The organism is Acidithiobacillus sp. AC3, assembly GCF_050261095.1.
Classification (GTDB): domain Bacteria; phylum Pseudomonadota; class Gammaproteobacteria; order Acidithiobacillales; family Acidithiobacillaceae; genus Igneacidithiobacillus; species Igneacidithiobacillus copahuensis.
Genome location: NZ_CP189838.1, coordinates 241887 through 260241 on the forward strand (window position 1 = coordinate 241887; position 18355 = coordinate 260241).

Annotated in this window: 18 protein-coding genes and 1 tRNA gene; 2 read left to right on the forward strand and 17 right to left on the reverse strand. The window is 60.3% G+C overall.

Annotated features, from left to right (window positions below; translation table 11 throughout):
* Window positions 1-65: 65 nt before the first annotated feature.
* From wbaP to ACQAYK_RS01160, 12 genes are all read right to left on the reverse strand, one after another.
* Complete coding sequence (gene wbaP, locus ACQAYK_RS01105) at window positions 66-1541, reverse strand: undecaprenyl-phosphate galactose phosphotransferase WbaP (protein WP_483166926.1); 1476 nt, start codon at window positions 1539-1541, stop codon at window positions 66-68.
* Window positions 1542-2859: 1318 nt separating this feature from the next.
* The gene (locus tag ACQAYK_RS01110; protein WP_483167744.1) at window positions 2860-3282 is read right to left on the reverse strand and encodes a hypothetical protein; all 423 of its coding nucleotides are present in this window, start codon (window positions 3280-3282) and stop codon (window positions 2860-2862) included.
* A gap of 478 nt (window positions 3283-3760) precedes the next feature.
* Window positions 3761-3967: a hypothetical protein gene (locus tag ACQAYK_RS01115; RefSeq protein WP_483167745.1), complete on the reverse strand. Its 207-nt coding sequence runs from the start codon at window positions 3965-3967 to the stop codon at window positions 3761-3763.
* Between the two features lie 327 nt (window positions 3968-4294).
* A complete protein-coding gene (locus tag ACQAYK_RS01120) occupies window positions 4295-4576 on the reverse strand; it encodes a hypothetical protein (RefSeq protein WP_483167746.1) in 282 nt (93 codons plus the stop codon).
* Window positions 4573-6030: an AAA family ATPase gene (locus ACQAYK_RS01125; RefSeq protein WP_483167747.1), complete on the reverse strand. Its 1458-nt coding sequence runs from the start codon at window positions 6028-6030 to the stop codon at window positions 4573-4575. Before ACQAYK_RS01125 ends, ACQAYK_RS01120 begins: the two co-directional genes overlap by 4 nt.
* Window positions 6024-6926, reverse strand: a complete 903-nt coding sequence (locus ACQAYK_RS01130) for a toprim domain-containing protein (RefSeq protein WP_483167748.1) — start codon at window positions 6924-6926, stop codon at window positions 6024-6026. The genes ACQAYK_RS01125 and ACQAYK_RS01130 overlap by 7 nt, the downstream gene beginning before the upstream one ends.
* Entirely contained in the window at window positions 6916-7350 is a 435-nt protein-coding gene (locus tag ACQAYK_RS01135; protein ID WP_483167749.1) for a hypothetical protein, read from the reverse strand. The genes ACQAYK_RS01130 and ACQAYK_RS01135 overlap by 11 nt, the downstream gene beginning before the upstream one ends.
* Entirely contained in the window at window positions 7347-7556 is a 210-nt protein-coding gene (locus ACQAYK_RS01140; protein ID WP_483167750.1) for a hypothetical protein, read from the reverse strand. The genes ACQAYK_RS01135 and ACQAYK_RS01140 overlap by 4 nt, the downstream gene beginning before the upstream one ends.
* 141 nt (window positions 7557-7697) lie before the next feature.
* Window positions 7698-8369 carry a hypothetical protein gene (locus ACQAYK_RS01145; protein ID WP_483167751.1) on the reverse strand — a complete coding sequence of 224 codons (672 nt, stop codon included), beginning with the start codon at window positions 8367-8369 and terminating at the stop codon, window positions 7698-7700.
* Window positions 8366-9439, reverse strand: coding sequence for a tyrosine-type recombinase/integrase (locus ACQAYK_RS01150; RefSeq protein WP_483167752.1), 1074 nt, complete (start codon window positions 9437-9439; stop codon window positions 8366-8368). The genes ACQAYK_RS01145 and ACQAYK_RS01150 overlap by 4 nt, the downstream gene beginning before the upstream one ends.
* A 421-nt stretch (window positions 9440-9860) precedes the next feature.
* Window positions 9861-9936 (reverse strand) — tRNA-Arg (locus tag ACQAYK_RS01155).
* Window positions 9937-9972: 36 nt separating this feature from the next.
* Window positions 9973-10980 (reverse strand): sodium:calcium antiporter, encoded by a 1008-nt coding sequence (locus ACQAYK_RS01160; RefSeq protein ID WP_483166925.1) that lies wholly within the window; start codon window positions 10978-10980, stop codon window positions 9973-9975.
* A gap of 119 nt (window positions 10981-11099) precedes the next feature.
* Between ACQAYK_RS01160 and ACQAYK_RS01165 the strand changes: the two genes are divergently transcribed.
* Together ACQAYK_RS01165 and ACQAYK_RS01170 are read left to right on the forward strand one after the other, a co-directional pair.
* Window positions 11100-11723, forward strand: coding sequence for a hypothetical protein (locus ACQAYK_RS01165; protein ID WP_483167753.1), 624 nt, complete (start codon window positions 11100-11102; stop codon window positions 11721-11723).
* Window positions 11724-11782: 59 nt separating this feature from the next.
* Complete coding sequence (locus ACQAYK_RS01170; protein WP_483167754.1) at window positions 11783-13594, forward strand: DEAD/DEAH box helicase; 1812 nt, start codon at window positions 11783-11785, stop codon at window positions 13592-13594.
* Between the two features lie 81 nt (window positions 13595-13675).
* On the opposite strand, the gene ACQAYK_RS01175 is transcribed toward ACQAYK_RS01170, so the two are convergent.
* The 5 genes from ACQAYK_RS01175 to ACQAYK_RS01195 form a co-directional block, all read right to left on the reverse strand.
* The gene (locus ACQAYK_RS01175) at window positions 13676-13879 is read right to left on the reverse strand and encodes a cold-shock protein (protein ID WP_163098445.1); all 204 of its coding nucleotides are present in this window, start codon (window positions 13877-13879) and stop codon (window positions 13676-13678) included.
* 99 nt (window positions 13880-13978) lie between these two features.
* Window positions 13979-16117, reverse strand: coding sequence for a primosomal protein N' (locus tag ACQAYK_RS01180; RefSeq protein ID WP_483167755.1), 2139 nt, complete (start codon window positions 16115-16117; stop codon window positions 13979-13981).
* A gap of 219 nt (window positions 16118-16336) precedes the next feature.
* On the reverse strand, window positions 16337-17203 hold the full coding sequence (ubiA, locus tag ACQAYK_RS01185; RefSeq protein WP_483167756.1) for a 4-hydroxybenzoate octaprenyltransferase: 867 nt from the start codon (window positions 17201-17203) through the stop codon (window positions 16337-16339).
* Window positions 17200-17712, reverse strand: coding sequence for a chorismate--pyruvate lyase family protein (locus ACQAYK_RS01190; protein WP_483167757.1), 513 nt, complete (start codon window positions 17710-17712; stop codon window positions 17200-17202). The genes ubiA and ACQAYK_RS01190 overlap by 4 nt, the downstream gene beginning before the upstream one ends.
* Before the next feature lie 33 nt (window positions 17713-17745).
* Window positions 17746-18315: a class I SAM-dependent methyltransferase gene (locus ACQAYK_RS01195; protein WP_483167758.1), complete on the reverse strand. Its 570-nt coding sequence runs from the start codon at window positions 18313-18315 to the stop codon at window positions 17746-17748.
* Between the last annotated feature and the right edge of the window lie 40 nt (window positions 18316-18355).

Sequence of the window (18355 nt, forward strand, 5' to 3'; positions counted from 1 at the left end):
GAGCGGGTATCTGTTCCCTGGAGCGAACTGTGGGGCCAATGACGGGGCTATCGTAGACGGCCCGCTCAATACGCACCCTCCCGCCGGAACACGACCTTGACGGTGCGCAGTAGGATGACGATGTCGTACCAAAGGGACCAATTCTTCACATACCAAGCGTCGAGGTGTACCCGCTCGGCAAAGGTGGTGTTACTGCGACCGCTGATCTGCCAGAGTCCGGTGATGCCGGGGCGCACCTGAGTGTAGAGGTGGATACCCTCGCCATAGCGGGAACGTTCCTTTTCGAGGAGGGGGCGCGGACCAACCAGACTCATCTCGCCGCGCAAGACATTGAAGATCTGCGGTAGCTCGTCCAGGCTGGTCCGGCGCAGGAAGCGCCCGATGGACGTGACTCGGGGGTCATTCCGCAGCTTGTAGTTGCGCTCATATTCGGCCCGCGCTTCAGGGTGCTCATCCAGATAGATATTCAGCTTTTGTTCAGCGTCCACCACCATGCTGCGAAACTTCAGGCACGGGAAGGGTTTGCCGTCCTTGCCTATGCGTTCTTGAGCGAAAAAGGCAGGACCTCCATCTTCGCGGCGAATGCGCAAGACGATCACCAGCATTGGTACCGCCAGCATCAGCACAATCAGGCTGGTAGCCAACAGATCGAAAAACTGTTTCATCCATTGCGATGCCGGCCGCGCCAAGTTGTCGCGTACCCGCAGCATGAGCACTTCATGGCTGAAGAAATGCATGGTTTCCAGCCCGAAGAGAGGTAAGCCGCGCAGGGGCGGGGCAATGGTCAGGTTACGGTAACTGAAGCTGAGGGTGCGGATCAGCCGCTCCTGCGCCTCCCACTGGTCCATGTCCAAGGCCAGAATCACATGGGGGTCGCCCAGCCGGGCCAGGGTCTCCAGTGGATTATTGTCCAGGGTCTGGATTGGAGCGCGGGCGGGAAAACCATCGCCGGGTGGCGTTGCACCTTCCGGCACTAGTACCCGTTGCACCTCATAGCCGAGAAGTGGCTCGCTGTCCAGGGCGCGAATGGCTTCCGCGGCGTTCTGCCCGCAACCGACGATCACCACAGGGCGATTCCATGCGTTGAGATGATACAGGATGCGCCGCATTACCAGCCGACTGGCCGGCAAGAACAGGAAAGCCAATCCCCAGGTGGAGAAGAGCCACAGGCGCGACATCGGCCACTTGCCAACAAACGCCAAGGAGGCGTTGAGGACGACGAGTACCGTCAACACCCCGACCATTTCCCCCATTTCGTCCCAGAAGGCCTTGCGCCGGGCGTAATGGCCTTTGTAGGCAAAGGCCAGAATGGCCGTGGCCGCCAGCAAAAAGAATAACAGGATGTTTACCTGAACGATCTCGCCCCACCAGTGCAGGAGTACTTGCAGGGGGTCAATACCGTAGTACAGCGCATGCGAAATGCGCGCGAAATAGAACGCGGCGAAGAGAGCCAGCGCGTCCGCTATGCCGAGGAAGTAGGGCACCAGACGCTGCCAGGGAAGACTGTGTTCGGTTCTGACGGTGGATTTCACGGTTGTCACTGGCAACTCTCCATCCTTAGATGTGGCGAGGGAAGCACGAAGAGCTGCGTCTCGCTCGTATATGTCTTTGACCGGCCCGAATCATCAGCATGGCATTGCGCGAATGGCATACTATTCCTCGACCAAGCACGTGCCCCGGATCGAAAACCGCCGACAATCTCGTTGGGGATGCAGCGAGGGCAGAGGATAGGAGTTCTGGTGATGTATGGCCCAGGTCGCAATCTCCGATCACGCCAATGTGCGGATGAAACCAGAGAAAACGGTGTCCTGTCAAGGTCTAGAAAGGTTTTGCTGTTAGACCAGTTGACGTGTTTGGAACATGCAGCCAGGGAAGATGCACCGCTATGTGGAGGTTTTTCTGAGGACGTATCAAATCTGGTACAAATGCGCAGTTTTCTTTTTAACAAGATGATTTATCAGTACGGTAAAGATATTTCTTGTCCTTATCCGTCTGGATTTCTCCAACGGCGACCGCCGGGGGTATCTCTGGGCTTTGCATTGGGGTCTGGTTGGCACATGGTCTTGATCCTCGGATCCACTGCTGTCGCCTTGAACTTGACGCAACTATGCCGCCAGGGTGGGGCATAAATTAGAGAGGCATGCAATGCAAATTCGTAACTTATTGTTTACTATGGCGCCCCAGATACGAATCGAACGTACGACCTACCGCTTAGGAGGGGCCGGGTTTACCATTGCAGGCAACAAACCAGCAGCAAACAGAACAGGAAAAACAGCTACGTGCAGAAATTGCTCTGCTCTGGATATTTCCCGATTTTGCCCGTTTTTTGCCCCTTAGTGTCCCGTGAGTGTCCCATGGGGCAGCGGCAATTTCGAGAGACATACGCGCGCGAGGAAGTAAGCATTTGTCAGCAGTCGTCCGCACTTGCTGGCGGCGTGGACTGCAACAGCGGGGCCTGCCGCTTTCCTGTTGGCTGGCGCTGCTCACAACGCGCTCACAATGGGCACTGAGGCCCTGCCGCTGTTCAGGGTATGCGCTCATAATCGCCCCGGTCACAATGCCTCGCAATCCCGCGCCAGCATTGGCGGTTGTCGGTCACGTTGCCGGTTACGCTTTAACGGCCCCGGCCTGGGATTTTCCGAGATGTACGCGCGCGAGAATTTCAGAAGTTTTCAGAAGGGCGGCGAGGGTTCGGAAGGATACGCGCGCGCGAGGATTGCCACGTTTTGCAACAGTGCCAGAGTGCGCCAGCGTTGCGGGTGGGGCCAGTGTGCCACCAGAGACAGAAACGCCAGCAGAGGCCAAGGAAAGCGGCTTGCTGGCGGTGGATGACGGAAAGCCCCGCGGCGGGGCTGCAGGTTACTGCTTGAGGCGTTCCCGGCGTTCCTCTTGCCGGACTGCTTCGCGCAGTTCCTCGTTTTGTGCGGCAAGCCTGTCAACGTAGCCGTATACATCCGCGTCCTTGACTGCCCAGTAGACAAGCTTTTCCAGCGTCGAGAAGAACCCCACCCAGTAACCATGCTGAGGGCTGGGGGCGGTAAAATCGATGTCGGCGGCGATATGGCCAAGCAGGTTGGACCCTACGCTTTCCGGGTTATCCTTGAGGTATTGGACGTAGTGCGCGGCATACTCTGCGCCAATCTCGCAGGCGTCCAGGTAGTCGTTAGCAGGCGGGACGGCCCAGAGATTGCGGGCGCGCCTTGTCTGGGTTACGAATGGCAGCGCAGCCAATGGCGGCGCAACTCTACGCGGAAAATATCGCTTTGGTTCAGTGTATTTCATGGCAAAGCCCTCTAGCTGATTACCCGCCAACGGCGGCGGGCGGCCAGGGGCTGAACAGCGCACAGAGAGCGCCGGGCGTATTTCCCCGCAGGGTGTTGTATTAGCCGCACCCCCGGCCAAAGGGCAAAAGAAAACCCGCAAACTGTCGGGGCGGTTCCGCTCTGTAGGTGTGTTCAGCACCTAGCCCAGAGACTAGGCCGGGCGCTCGATTTCGTCAACGGCTCGCGCGCGGTGATTTGAGCAATTTTGAGCATGTTGCCGGGCGGCTTACGCGCGAGGTTTTGGGATTTTTTAGGAACTTGCCCTTGCATACGCGCGAGAATCTCAACATTTCTCAACATGGCGGCGAGGGTTCTTGCACCCGCGCCCCTTTTTTATAGACTGCAAATACTTGCGCAGAGAGGCCCTAGAATCGCTTGCATGGGCTTTGGTGGTGATTGGGTACTGCTCACCCCCGCAGAATTGAACAGAGGGCACGCTAGGCCCGTTGCTGGCGATTTACAGCGTCCGTCCTGCACTCGGTGAGCATTTCCCACCCTCTGCCGTCGCGTTTCTTGTCTATCAGCACCCAAGGCCCGCAGCGGCGGCAGCGGTAACGGGTGCCGCCAAGGGTGAGTTCTGCCGCGTCGAGGGCGGGCAGGCTGGCGAATATCTGACGAATGGCGGCGCGTTCGGTTTCGTTCATGGCGTCAATCCTCTTGGTTGTGCTAAGTCCTGCTAGTAGCAGTGCTATTAGCACGCTCTAGCAGTGCGAATTGCTGGCAGCGGCGCGGTGCCATGGGAAAGCAGCAGCGCATATCGTTCCCATGGATAGGCGGCGGGGGCAGTCCCGTTATCGTGAGAGCGCAGCGGCCCATACCATACGGCGGGTTGATAGCGTCCGGGGTGTAGTGGGCGCAGTCCTGGCACTTCACGATTGCCCGTAATGGCCCCAAATCTGCCCGCTGTTCGATTTTCTCGGCTGGGGTGCTGTGGTTGCCTGTCCCTGCCCCTTTCGGCGTGCTGTAGGGCCTCATTCTGCTACCCCCTCGAAAGCGGCCAGCAGCTGGCGCACCCATACCGGCGCGTCCTCTGCCTTGGCGAGTTGCGCCAGCACTTGGCGCGGGTTGGCGCGCCATACGTCCACCAGTTCGGCAAAGAGCGCGGCGAAGTCCTCAGAACTGCCCCGCCAAGAGGAATAGCAGGCCCCGGCGCTATATCGCTGTGGCTGCCGTTCCTTGGGCGGGTGTTCTACCGCCAAGAGGTTGCAGGCGGGTAGTCCGTCCCATAGCAGCATGAGGTGGCGCGCTTTCATATCGTGCCTCCTTCCGTGACTGATTCCGCCATGGTGGAAGCTGTCGAGTGCGCCAACTCCCGTGCGCTCTCTACTCCCACACCCTCTATAGGGGAACTTGGCGCACTTGGCGCGCCTGCGTCCCCATGTTCTTCTGTTCCTACTGTTCCAAGTGTTCCAACTTCTGGACTTGGCGCACTCGGCGCACTCGGCGCACTTGGCGCAGTCTCTACCGGCTCGGCTTCGTCTGCCTTTGGCGGTTCCTTTCCGAGCGACTGCCAACCCTTGGCGGTGAGGCCCCACACTTCCCTCACTTTTCGGGCTGGGGTGCGGTAGGTGGTGCGCTCGATAAGGCCCTCTCGTTCCAAGTCGCGCAAGATTCCCTGTAGCTGTCCCTGCCCCTTGATACCCTTGGGGAAGTCGGGTTCTTGAGAGAGCGCGGCCCATGCGTTCGTTTTGGGCGCGTTGGGCTGGGAAGATACCCACTCGCCACGGGCCACAAATTCACCCAGCAGGCGCAAGATTGCGTCCTTTGGCGGCTCTCGGTTCATGATTGCGTCAATGTCCGGGCCGCCCTCGTCGAGATACAGGACGCCACCCGCACCCCGCACCAGGCGCAACGGCTCGGCGGTTGCTGGTGCTAAGTTCAATTTGTCGAGGCTCAAAACTGCCCGGCCCGCGTCGTCCCTGTCTGGCGTGAGCGATAGCCGCGCGCGGGCGGAATTGTGCCAGCTTGTTGAGCCGCTGTAGCTCTCGCCCCTACCGCCTACGCTGGCTTTCGGCGTATGCGTCAGCAGCAGGATTGCCGGGCGGCTCTCAGTCTGGCGGCTGATTTTCACCAGAGAGCGCACAAAACCCCGAACCTGTGCCCGGTCGTTTTCGTTGCCCTCGAAAACGTCGCTGGCGTTATCCACCACGCAAAGGGTAGGCTGCCACTCGGTGACGATTTCCCGCAGTCGCTCATACGTCGCGGTAGGCGCGATATAGTCCCGGCCCGTGTCCCTGTCCCGTACCGATTCCCCAAGGCTTGGGGTTTCTGTGCCGTCCAGCACCAGCAGATTTTTCGCCAAGGCGCGCGGGTTCACGTCCAGCGCCTTACAGATACCGGCAAGGCGCACCCGCAAGAGCGGTCCCGCGTCCTCGCCTGAGAAAACCAACACCCGGCCCGGCTCAGTGGGTATCCCCAGCAGCAGCGCACCCATTGCCACGGCAACGGCGAGTTGCAGCGCAAACGTGCTCTTTCCGCTGCCGCCATGCCCAGACAGTAGGCAAACATGCCCGCGAGGTATCCTGTCCGCCCAGACAAAATCCGGCGCGGGTGAGGGACTATCGATTACCCCGGCCACGTCCACGGTTGGGATTTCCACGGGCGGCGCTGCCTCTGGAATCTCAGCGCCAGCAGGCCCGGCGCTCTCTGGCTGTTCGTCGCCAAAGGGCGGAACGTCGCGCGTCCAGTCGTTTTCGTCGTTCAGCATGAGCGCACCCCCTGCCGCGCGTTCAGCACGTCGAGCCAATCCGTAGCACCTGGGGAAGTCTCGGCAGGCGGTGGAACGATACGGGCGCGGGCCTTCTCTGCCGCTTCCCGTCCTTTCTGGCGGCCTATCTTGTCGAAGTCAGGGCATACCACAATGTCGAGGCTGGGCCAGCGTTTCCGGGCTTCTATGGCTACGCTGGCGAGGTTCCCAGCGTCGAGGGCGGCAATGCAGCAGACTGCCGGGCGCATGGATTGCAGTGCGCAGGCGGTGCCCCAGCCCTCGGCTATCCAGAGCGGGCGGCTACCGTCCGGCCTTGTGCCAGCAGGTATCCACGCGGCGGATTTCTTCATGCCCGCAAGGAATCTCTTTTGCCCGTCCGGTTGGACGTACTGTACCCCGCGCAGGTATCCGCCAAAGTCGAGAATGGGCAGAACCAGCGAGGCCCCACGCTGTCGAGCGATACCAGGCGCAAGACGCTTGCGTACTAGGTACGGGTGCCGGGCGTCGGCAGGCTGGGCATGATTCCAAGCCCATGCGCCCCGCTGGGCGGCTTCCCGGTGTCGTGCTTGTTCCTCGGCCTCACGTTCGGCCTGCTCGCGTTGGATACGCTGGCGCAGGGCGTCCCTCTCGGCTGGGCTGAGGCGTTCCGGGCGCTTGCTGCACCAATTCACCCGGCAACCAGTCCGCCAATCGCCACCAGCACCAGCAGGCGGGCAATCAGCGTGCAGGCGATACCAGCCTGTTTTTTGTCCCGGCCTGTCATTGGTGAGGCGTACCCGGTGCAAGCGTCCATCTGCAATGATTGCCTGCCCTGGGGCAAGCTCGATTCCACCAGAGGCGAGGGCGGCGGCAAACTCGGCGATAATGTCAGCGGCAGTTGTGCTATCATTTTTCATGGCGGTTGCCCCCTTTCTTGGTGGCTTTCGTCGCGCTCGTTTTGCCCTGGGTGGCGTTGCCCGCGCCACCTTTACAGCTTGATGCTCGGATGACTTGCTGCTTATCTCGCAGCGTTAAAGCGTACACCCCGCGCCAAGTCCAGAACCCGTCCCGGTCATACGTTCCCAACTTGTAGCAAGGCAATTCAAGGCCAAGCTCTCGCAGTTGCCGGATTTCCTCTGGCCCATTGCTTGCCCCGCTTATGGCGTCGATTTCCTCGCGGGTACAATAGCGGTGCATGAGCGCAGAAAGTATGCGTTTATGCCGTGGATTGTCAGAGCCTGGAAAGTCGCGCGGTTCGCGTTGTTTTGTCTGTCCAAACTTCCTCAACCCGGTTATATCGGCGAGCAAGTCCGGCTGCTCTGTCCGTTTCCGGGCGCTCATGCTGCACCTCGAATCCGGCGCAACCCACCAGAGGCGAGGAAGTCTAGGAAACGCTGCTCGTTGATGAGGATTCGGCGGCCCATTCGGACGATACACCCGGATTCTTCCAGCTTGTCGCCTTGGTAGAAAATGGCCTGCCGTAGAGCCGATTCGCTAATTCCCGGCTGACGTTCGCAAAACTGCTTTATCGTGAGAAGTGTTGCCATGGTGTTGCTACCTTTCGCAATCGCGCTAACGTTAGCGCGATAGCCAAGATATGAGGCAACAACAGGCAAGAGAACAGATAACGCACTGTTCTTGCTTATGTTTTTAAATTCTACGGCGTAGAGTTCAATTCTGTTGCAATTCTACGGCGTAGAGTTCAAACCTTTCTCAATCCAACGCTGGACAACAAGGTAGCTTTTGGACGTTTTCTTGCGAGGCCACCCAAGCTCGGCGGCTCTCGCATTAACTTTGCTCTCGATATTGCGCGCAGCCGTTACCGTGTCGCGCCAAACCCCGCCACCAAAGGGGCCTTGACGGTAGAGGGCGAGGGCAAACGCTTGGATTTCTTTGGCGGCCTTTCTGTCCTTCCGACTGTTTACCGCGTCCCGCGTCTGCCGTTTCTTCTCTGATTCCTCACGTTCGGCATAGTGGGAAGCCAGCACGTCGCGCGGGTCATAGCATTGGGCAAGTTCGTCATGTAGGCGCTTTGCAAAACTTGAAACGAAAGGCGAGGCGGCAACAGTGGGATTGTCTTGCAGGCTGGCGAGTGTATCCATGAAAGCGGCGGCGGCTTCACCTTCCGCCACCATGGCGCGCAAGAGTTGGGCGGTATTGTCTGGCAGTTGCACAGGACCGGCGAGGATATTTTTTCCATGCCGTTTCAGTATCGAATCCAGCGCCTTCCCTGCCGCTGCCGCCATGGCGGCGACTTGCTGCACGGTGTCCGCAATCTTCTTTTTCTGCTCTGGCGTCGCGTCGTTTAGCCATGCTGCCGCCCCTTTCTGGATTTCAGCGTATTCTTCGGCGGCACTCATGACGCACCCCCTACAATCGCAACGGCTACCCGCTCGGCTATCCCGGCAACATGGCTAGGGCTTAAATGCGCGTACCGTTGCACCATGGCGAGGGTTTTATGCCCCAGCAGCGCGGCAAGCTCTGGCAGGCTGGCCCCATTCATGGCGGCATAGCTGGCGAACGTATGCCGCAAATCGTGCCAGTGGAAGTCCGCAATGCCTGCCTGCTCTAGTGCCTTTTCCCACGGCTGGCGCAAGTTCACAGGCTGGCGCGGGTTCACCTTCGAGGGAAAGAGCAAGTCCGTGTCTATCCGGCGCACCTTGGCCCGCTCTCTGAGCAATTCCAGCACGGGCGCGGTGAGGTGCAGAGTGCGGCGGCTGCCGTTCTTGGTTTCTTCCAGCGTCAAGGTTGCCCGGTTCAAGTCTATCTGACGCCACGTCGCGCCCATTGTCTCGGCCTGCCTGCCGCCAGTGGTGAGCGCCAGCAGGACGGCCAGGTATAAATCCGGGTTGCTCGATTGCTTGCAAGCTTCCAGCAGGCGGGTGCGTTCGTCGTCGTCGAGGTAGCGCACCCGGCCCCTTGGCAGTTTTGGCTTTGTCACTCGGTGCATGGGGCTTTGCTCTGCCCATTCCCATGTTTTGACGGCCTCGGATAGCACAGAGGCGAGGGCTTGCCGGTAATGGGCGATTGTCTGAGGCGCGCGGGTTCTGTCCGGGTGCCGTTCGCTTGGTTCTTTCGCCAAGTCTTGCAAGGCTTTGTTTATGGCTGGCGCTGCCAAGTCCGCCAGCGTTACGGTTCCCAGCTTATCGCGCCACCAGTGAAGCAAGGGGCGGCGCTTGTCTGCCGTCTTGATTGCTGACAGGTTTTCGCTTTCATACCGCTCTATCGCTTCGGCCAGAGTGTGGCGCTTGGCCTCTGCCGTCTGGAAATAGCGGCCCTCGCGGATGGCGGCCTCTGTCTGTTGCGCCCATTGCTTGGCCTTGGTGAGACTGGCAAAGGTGGCAGACTGTACCGGGTGCCCTTTCAGGCGAACCTTGACGCGGTAGGACGTGCTGCCGTCCTGGGCGGTGCGTTTCTCGATTGCGGCCATGTCAGCACCCCCGCCAGAGGGTGAGGGGCTGGGCGTAGTGCGGTATGCTGTCGGTATCCATTGGCGGCCCTCTCTGTCAGGTTTGCCGGTGGTAGAGCCGGGCGGGTGCTGGTACACCTTCCCGGCTTGTCTGTATCCAGTATAACAAACCCGCAAAAAAGAGCAACAAGGGCTTATATAGGGGAAGCTCTGAAATAATAACATTATGTATTTTTTCCTGTTTCTTTATTGCACCCCTACACATGGGGCACTCATGGGGCAGTGAGGGCACTTATCCACAGGCTGGCAGGCGTCGAGGGTGTCACCAAAAGGGCAGGCGTCGAGGGGGGAATTGTGCCCCATGTTTCCGGCGTACTGTCCCGCCAGTGTCCCACGGGCAAAAGAAAAGGCCCCAGCAGTTACGCTAGAGCCTTGTTTTTCTTGGCGCCCCAGATACGAATCGAACGTACGACCTACCGCTTAGGAGGCGGTTGCTCTATCCACTGAGCTACTGGGGCGTGATGCCAATGGTAGCAGCTTGGGACGCTCTGCGCCTAGCTCAACACCGCAAAATACGCCATATAGAGGACCCCATTGAAGAGGAAATGTAGGGGCCGTAGACGCACGCCACGCCAGACGAGCAAAAAAGTATAACTCGCTGCGCACAAAGTCAGCACTGCCCCGAGCAGCACCGGTGGGGTAGGTGACCAGGGGGTCAGAGAGACGCCAATGGCGGGCAACAACGACCCCTGAAAGACCAGCGCACCGGTGATATTACCAAAGGCGAGAGTGTCCTTCTTGCGCCGTATCCACAGAATACTGTTGATTTTTTCCGGCAGTTCGGTGGCTACGGGCACGATCAGCAGGGAGAGGATAAGCGCAGAAACCCCCAGCCAGATGGAGAGATGCTCCACTCCATGCACAAAGAGCTCGGCGCCGAAGATGATGCCAGCCAGTCCCAGTGCCAGTTGCAGGAAGATGACCGGCAAGGCATTGGGAAGGCCCAGCCGGGAAAGGTAGAGCGGTGCTTCTGCCTCGGTGGCGTGACCATCGGCGACCAGGGCTGCCGAGGCACGAACCGTGAGCAGAATGTAAAAGAAATAGAGCAAGACGAGGATGGTGGCGATAGCACTACGCACGATGGCGGCGTGGTGCGGAATGAACAGCGCAATCGTCGCCAGGGCGAAGGCGGCCAGAAACCAGGACAGATCGCGACGCAGGCCGCTGCGCTCGGGCAGGAGCTCGCCCCGCCAGCCGCGCTGTCCGGCAGCAAAAAGCGCCATTAGGAACAGGGTGAGGGTGGACAGCATCATCGGTGCGCCAAGAATGGCACCGACGCCAACCTCCTCGCCAAGTTTCGGGCTGGCCAGACTGCTCGACGCAAAGACCGCCACCAGTGGTACCATGGTCTCCGGCAGCGCAGTACCAATGGCGGCAAAGATGGAGCCGGTGACTCCCTCCGAAAGCCCGAGCCGGTGGCCCAGATGTTCCAGGGAGTTGGTGAACAGCTCGGCGGCGAGGAGAATGAGAACGAGGGCGAGAAGAAGCTGGACGATATCCATGGGTCGAGATCTCGGTGGAGGATAAAGTGGCAGAATAAGCGTTGCGTTTTGTGGCGCCCAGTCCTTGCGCGCAAAGAATTTTTGCGCCAAGGTGAATCCCTCCAGACTGGAGAGGTGTTATGCAGGAACTCTGTCGTTTCTTTGACCGCAGTATACATCATGTGGAGGGTGGAGAGGACACCCCGGCGGCGTATTACATCGCCGACAAGGATGCCGGTGGCATTCTGGTCAATGCCCCACGCTATGACGCCGCGCTCTGGCAAGAACTGGAGAGGCTGGCGCCGCCGACCGTACTGTTTCTGCCGAGTCGTTTCGGTGCCCAGGATCTCTCCAGCTGGCAGGACAAAGGTCTGCGTTTGGTGGCGCAACCCATAGAGGGAAGGGCTATGGGCGTTGAGCTCGATGTCGCTCTGGACAGCAAGCTGCGCCTCACCCGCACCATCGACTTTCTGCCGATGTCAGGTCGCACCGCCGGCTCCTGTGCCCTGCGCTTGCGCAACAAGCCCGGCGCAATCTTTTTTGGACCCATTCTCGAACCTGCTGCGGCGTCCGCCTGGCCGACGCTGGTTCCCCACGCCGATGATCAGTCTTGGGAAAACCGCCTCTTTGGCAGTCTGGGCTTGCAGGACGTGAGCTTCGATTACGCCTTTTGCGATCGCTTTACGCCCGGACAAACGCCGTATGGCCCCGGGGCCGACACGGGCATCGCGGCGGCATTGCAAGAATTGCTGGCTGCCGACTGAGTCATGCACCGGCGCCAGATTTGGCGTATAGTGCGCAATCGATTGCGTAGGGGGTAGGAATGGGACAGGAAAACACACAGCGTTTCGGCGATTTCGCGCTTGCCGAGCCGCTCCAGCGCGCCGTAGCCGAGATTGGCTATGAGCAGCCATCGCCCATTCAGGCCCAGAGCATTCCCCCGCTGCTTGCCGGCAAGGATGTCATCGGTCTGGCGCAGACCGGCACCGGCAAGACTGCGGCCTTTGCCTTGCCGTTGCTCAGCCGCGTTGATTGTTCGCAGCGTTTCCCGCAGATCCTGGTGCTGGCGCCGACGCGCGAGCTGGCCATCCAGGTAGCCGAGGCGATGCAGAGCTACGCCAAATACCTGCCTGGATTTCACGTCCTCCCGATCTACGGTGGTCAGTCCATGGGCCTGCAGTTGAAACAACTGGCGCGTGGGGTGCAGGTGGTGGTGGGCACGCCGGGGCGCATTCAGGACCATCTGCGTCGCCGTACCTTGCAGCTCGACCGACTGCAGGCGGTGGTACTGGATGAGGCTGATGAGATGCTACGCATGGGTTTCATCGATGCTGTCGAAGATATTCTCCAGCACACCCCGGAGGAGCGCCAGGTGGCGCTGTTTTCTGCGACCATGCCCGAGGCCATCCACCGGATTGCGCGCACGTACCTGCGCGAGCCTGTGGAAATCAAGATCAAAAGTGCCACGAAAACCGTGTCTGCCATCCGCCAGCGCTATTGGCAGGTGAGTGGCACCCACAAGCTTGATGCCCTGACCCGTATTCTGGAAGTGGAAGACAGCAATGCCTGGATCATCTTCGTGCGCACGAAGACGGCTACCGTCGAACTGGCAGAGCGCCTGGAGGCACGTGGTTACGCCTGTGGTGCCCTCAACGGCGATATGAGTCAGGCGTTGCGCGAGCAGACCGTCGAGCGGCTCAAATCGGGTGCCCTCGACATCGTCATTGCTACGGACGTTGCCGCCCGTGGCCTGGACGTCGAGCGCATCACCCACGTCATCAACTATGATATCCCCAACGACACCGAGGCTTATGTGCATCGGATCGGTCGCACCGGGCGGGCCGGACGCAAAGGGGAGGCTATTCTTTTTGTTGCCCCGCGTGAGCGTTATCTGCTCAAAGCCATCGAGCGGGCCACTGGGCAGAGTATCGAGGCCATGCATTTGCCCAGTCTTGCCGATGTTGCCGATCGTCGGGTGGCGCAGTTCAAGGAGCAGCTCCTCGCGGTGATTGAGGGGGAGGACCTGGAGCCCTTCGAATCCTTGATCGCCCAATATCAGGAGGAGCATGATATTGGCCTGGGAGAGATTGCCGCCGCTTTGGCCTTTTTGGTGCAGAAGGACAAGCCGCTCTTGCCAGCGCCGGAGACCCGACCCTCCGCAGCGCTGGACACTGTGGTGCCGCCCGCACGTCCACGTCGCGAACGGCGTGATGGCGAGGGCAAGCGGCAGAGGCCGCAGGTGCGCCGCGAGTCCTCTGCAGCTGAGGGGGAGCCCAATATGCGCATGTATCGCCTGGACGTGGGTGAAGAGCACGGAGCGCAGGTAAAAAATATCGTGGGCGCTATTGCCAATGAGTCGGGCTTGCCAAGCCGTCTGATTCGCAAGGTACAAATTGCCCATGATCACAGCACGGTGGAATTGCCCGCGGATCTCCACGACGCCGTGATCGAGCACCTGAAGAAGACCTGGGTCTGCGGCCGCCCCCTGCAGATCCGCCCACTATCGTCTGGCGACGCCGGGCGGGAGAGCTATCCCCGGCGTCCGGCAGTGCGGCGGAAAACGACCGCTGAAACTGCTGAAAAAGAGCGTCGCGTGACCCGGCCGAGTACCCGTAAGCGCGAGCGGCGGACATAAAAATACCGGCTCAGTAAACCGGGCCGGTAAGTGTTTTCCCCGCAAGGGGGAGGGCAGTTGACACTGCCCTGCGCGGGCTAATTAGGCCCGACGGACCTTCTCGGCTTGCAGACCCTTCGGGCCGCGAGTCACTTCAAAGTTGACGCGCTCACCTTCCGCCAAGGTCTTGAAGCCGGAGCCTTCAATGGCGGAGTGATGCACGAACACATCTTCCTTGCCATCTTCCGGCGTGATGAAACCAAACCCCTTGCTGTCGTTGAACCACTTTACCGTACCAACCGCCATGTTACACCCCAAATAAATAAAAACAGCCGAACTGGCCAAATTCAGTATAGGCTTTCCGCTGGAAATATCAACCGTCTGTAGGTAATTCTTGCAAAGGTCCTAAAAATTCTGCGGGTCTACGTCCAGGCTCCAGCGTACCCGCCGCGATTGGGGCAATTTGCCAAGGGGATCTACGGCCCGAGCCAAGGCACGATGGAGTGCGGAGCGGCTTTTGCCCTCGAGCCACAGATAGGCACGGTGATAGCCAGCGCGGCGTTCGAGTAGAGCTGGAATCGGACCGCTGCACTCCAATTCCGGGCCAATGCAGGCGTGTGCTGCGCGCAGAAATGCATAGACGGGTTCGGCACGCTGCGCCTCGGCCTGCAGCAGAGCGAGGGCGCGAAAGGGGGGCAGGCCTGCCTGCTGGCGTTCGCGGAGGAGTTGGCTTGCCGCGGTCCCGTATGCGCCACCTTGCAAGGCAAGCAGCAAAGGATGTTCCGGAAGGTGCGTTTGCAGGATGACCCGTCCCCGAGTGCCGCCGCGGCCGGCACGACCGGCCACCTGTATCACCGTCTGGGCCAAGCGTTCCGGAGCGCGAAAATCGGCGCTGTACAGCCCCTGGTCCACATCCACGATGCCTACCAGGCTGACGTCGGGGAAATGGTGACCTTTGCTGAGCATTTGCGTGCCAAGTAAGATGGCCGGTCGAGTGTGCAGGACCTGTTGCAGGCGCTCCGCTAATTGTTTGGCGCTATGTACCTCGTCGCGGTCGATACGCAGCAGGGGCACGTCGGGAAAGCGCTCGCGCAGAAAATCTTCGAGGCCCTCCGTGCCCATGCCAATGCCGGTGATTTCGCTGGCACCGCAATTGGGGCATTGGCTAGGTACGGGGGCCTCCAGCCCGCAATGATGACAGCGTAGACGTGCCTGACGTCGGTGCCAGGTCAAGGGTGCCGAGCAGCGGCGACAGTGGGGTACATGGCCGCAAGCATGGCAGAGCAGGGCCGGGGCAAAGCCACGTCGATTGAGAAAAAACAATGCCTGCTGACCGCTGGCGAGGGTCTCTGCGCAGGCGCCCAGAAGGACGGGATCCAGCCCCGCCAACAGACGCTTTTTGCGCAGGGGTAAAATCTCGATTTGCGGAAGTTGCCGGGCGCTGGCGCGCTCGCGCAGACGCAGGTCGCGGTAGCGGCCACGTTGGCGATTGTGCAGGCTCTCCAGGGATGGCGTGGCGGAACCGAGCACGATGGGAAGCTCCTCGAGTTGCGCGCGGCGCAGGGCCAGATCGCGGGCAGAATAGAGCCAACCGCTGTGCTGTTTGTAGGAGGGATCGTGTTCTTCGTCGACGATCAACAGAGCGGGTTGTAACAGCGGCACAAAAACGGCGGAACGCGTGCCGATAAGGACGGAGATGCTACCCTGGCGTGCCTGCGCCCAGACCCGCAGGCGTTCCCCGTCACTCTGGCCCGAATGATAGACGGCGACGCGATCAGCCCCGAAGCGGGCAGCGCAGCGCGCCTCGGTCTGGGTGATGAGTCCAATCTCCGGTACCAGAAACAGCACCTGTTTTCCCGCCAGCACCAGTGGCTCCATGGCCTGCAAATAGACCTCGGTCTTGCCGCTGCCGGTGACCCCATCGAGTAAAAAAGGTTGAAATGCGGAGGCCGCACGGATCGCGGCGACCGCGCCGGCCTGCTCGGAGTGGAGGTGAAGCGGCGACTCCCGAGTCTGAAAAGTGGGCGGGGCCTCTTCTATCCATCCGTCCGCGAGAAATTGGCGCAGGCGCTGACGATCGCTACTGTCGAGTTCTGCGCTAGCTACCCTGCCTTCGCGTAAACGCTGGAGAAGATCGATTTGCCGTGCCCCCAGCCCCTTTTCTGATGGGCTGGTGTCAGACCGCAGGCGCCAGACCGTGGGAGTCAGCGCGGGGAGGGGATGCCCCTGGCAGAGCCGCGCCGGCAGAGCGGTTTCCCATACCGCCCCAAGCGGGTGGTGATAATAGTGGCTGCCGAACTCCAGTAAGGCTTGCAGGGGGCGGGGGAGTAGGGGCTCGCAGTCCAGGACGCTGGCGACATCCTTGAGGAGGATGTCCTGCGGACAGACACATGGGCCAATCGCGATAGCAATGCGCTCCCCACGCCCAAAGGGCACGCGTAGACGGCAGCCAGGCGCAGGCAAGGGAAGGGCACAACGATAGCTGAAGCTTTGCGGCAGCGGGCCGAGGATAACAACTTCGATACAGGGTGTTTCACGATTCATGAGTTTCCCACAATTTCTGTGGATAAGTCTGTGCAGGAAATGGGTCCAACTGCGTAAAGAGTTTGAGCTAACTATCTTTTTTGTCGATGCCTAAAAAATAGGCATTTATAACTCATTGTTTCTCAACTTGATTTTCGTCTTTCGTGCTAACTGCTTGATTTTCTCCTGCCAGCGTCAGTACATGGCTAGACTGTGTATAAGTGATTCTTGATTTTTCCTTCAGGAATGGCCGAGAGATGCCACCAGTCCCCAGAAAATCCATAATCCCACCCAGTTGTTGTGCAGAAAAGCACGAAAGGCCTTATCGCGATCGCCGTCGAGAAGACTCTGCTGGTAGAGAAACAGCACTGCTGCGCCGGTCAAACTGAACCAGTACGGCCAGTGGAGCTGCAGCTCTAGACCGATGACCAACAGAATGGCAAGCATGACCAGCTCGAAAGCCGCAATGGCAAGCCAGTCGAAGCGTCCAAACAAGATGGCGGTAGAACGAACTCCGGCGCGCAGGTCATCGGGCCGGTCGGCCATGGCGTAGGCGGTATCGTACGCGATCACCCAGCAGGCATTGGCGAGCATGAGCCACCAAGCCATGGGCGGTATATGATCCTGCACTGCTGCAAAGGCCATGGGGATGCCAAAGGAAAAGGCCAGGCCCAAAAAGGCTTGGGGTAGATGGGTGAAGCGTTTGAACAAGGGGTAGGCGGCGCTGATGGCAACGGCGATGATGGCGAGATAGAACACCAGGAGATTCAGAAACGGCAAGAGCGCGGCCGCCAAGAGGCACAACACAAAAAACAGCAACAACGCTTCCCGGGCGCGAACCTTGCCACTGGCCAGGGGGCGGTTACGGGTACGGGCGACCTGGCGATCGAAGTCGCGGTCGAAATAGTCGTTGATGACGCAACCGGCCGAGCGCATCAGCCAGGTTCCCAGGGTAAAGATGAGAAATAATTCCAGGGGTGGCGTGCCGCCCGCTGCCAGCCAGAGCCCCCAATAGGTGGGCCAAAGCAAGAGCAGGGTGCCGATGGGGCGATCGATGCGCATCAGCGCCCCATACGCCGCCAGACGGCTACGCCAAGCGCTGTTCATCGGCCCCGCCCGCGCCAGCGCGGCAGATCGGGCAGGAGATGTTCTTCCACCCAAACCCGGCGCGCTCCGCGCTGCAATATCGAGCTGCGCCGCCAGCGTCGGCGCTGGCCATAGACTGGGGAGATCTCGATCTGGATGGGGCTGCGCCGCAAGCGCCGATGGCGGAACAAGGTATTGCCAATGGGACGGCTACCATGGCGGGTAAGGGGTTGTAGCCCCTGACTGATGGCCCGCAAGGGAAAACTGGAGCGGGCCCAGATGGCAGGTTTTTGCGGATCGGGGCCATGCAGCTCCACCTCTCGCCAGTAGACCCAGGCCGCCCGATTCAGGCCCAGGGCGCGACGTTCCTCGGGATGGGGGCGGGCACGACCACAGCCGAGCACCCGCGCGCGAGGCCATTCTGTTGCCCCGTAGGCACGACGCAAGGCCGCGGTGAGGGAGGCGGGAAGACATAACCAAGGCCAGAGTGCCCAGGCGGCATGACGACGGTGGCGACGCGAAGGGATCATGGATCACCATGATCCTGCCTTTGCCGAAGGTGGTCAATCGCCGAAGTGAAAGCAATCGACCCGTGCTGGCGGCAGGTTGCGCCATACATAGCTGGCTCGCTGGTGGGCAAATTTGGCGCTCAGGCCCGTACAGGAGTGCAAGGGGTGATAGGTAAACTGAATGAGGGCGGTACCGCGCCGCGCGCACCTGGGAAATTCCGCCAGAATGCGTTCGACGATCTTCGGCGGGATGCTGCGCAGGGGCAGACTGGAAACGATGGCACGTACCGGCAGGCGGTCGCCAATCAGGGTGGCCAGTTCGGCGGCATCGCCATGAATGACCTCTACCCCGGGGAATTCCTGCCGCAGGTGTTGGACCATGTTGGCAGAGCGTTCAATCAGAATGAGATCGGCTTTGGCGATGCCGCCCTCGAGCAGGGCGCGGGTCACCGGTCCGAGTCCCGGTCCGAGCTCGACTACTGCTCCCTCGCCGCCAGGTACCAGCCCAGCCATGCGCTTGGCAAGAAATGGGGAGCTGGGAAACAGCGCACCAATACCGCGGGGATCGCGAAAAAATTCGCGGGTGAAGTGCCAGAATCCGGTATTTTTTTGCTGTGTGTTCATGCCAATAGCGTTTCCTCTCGAGGGCGGGTGCCTTGCTCCG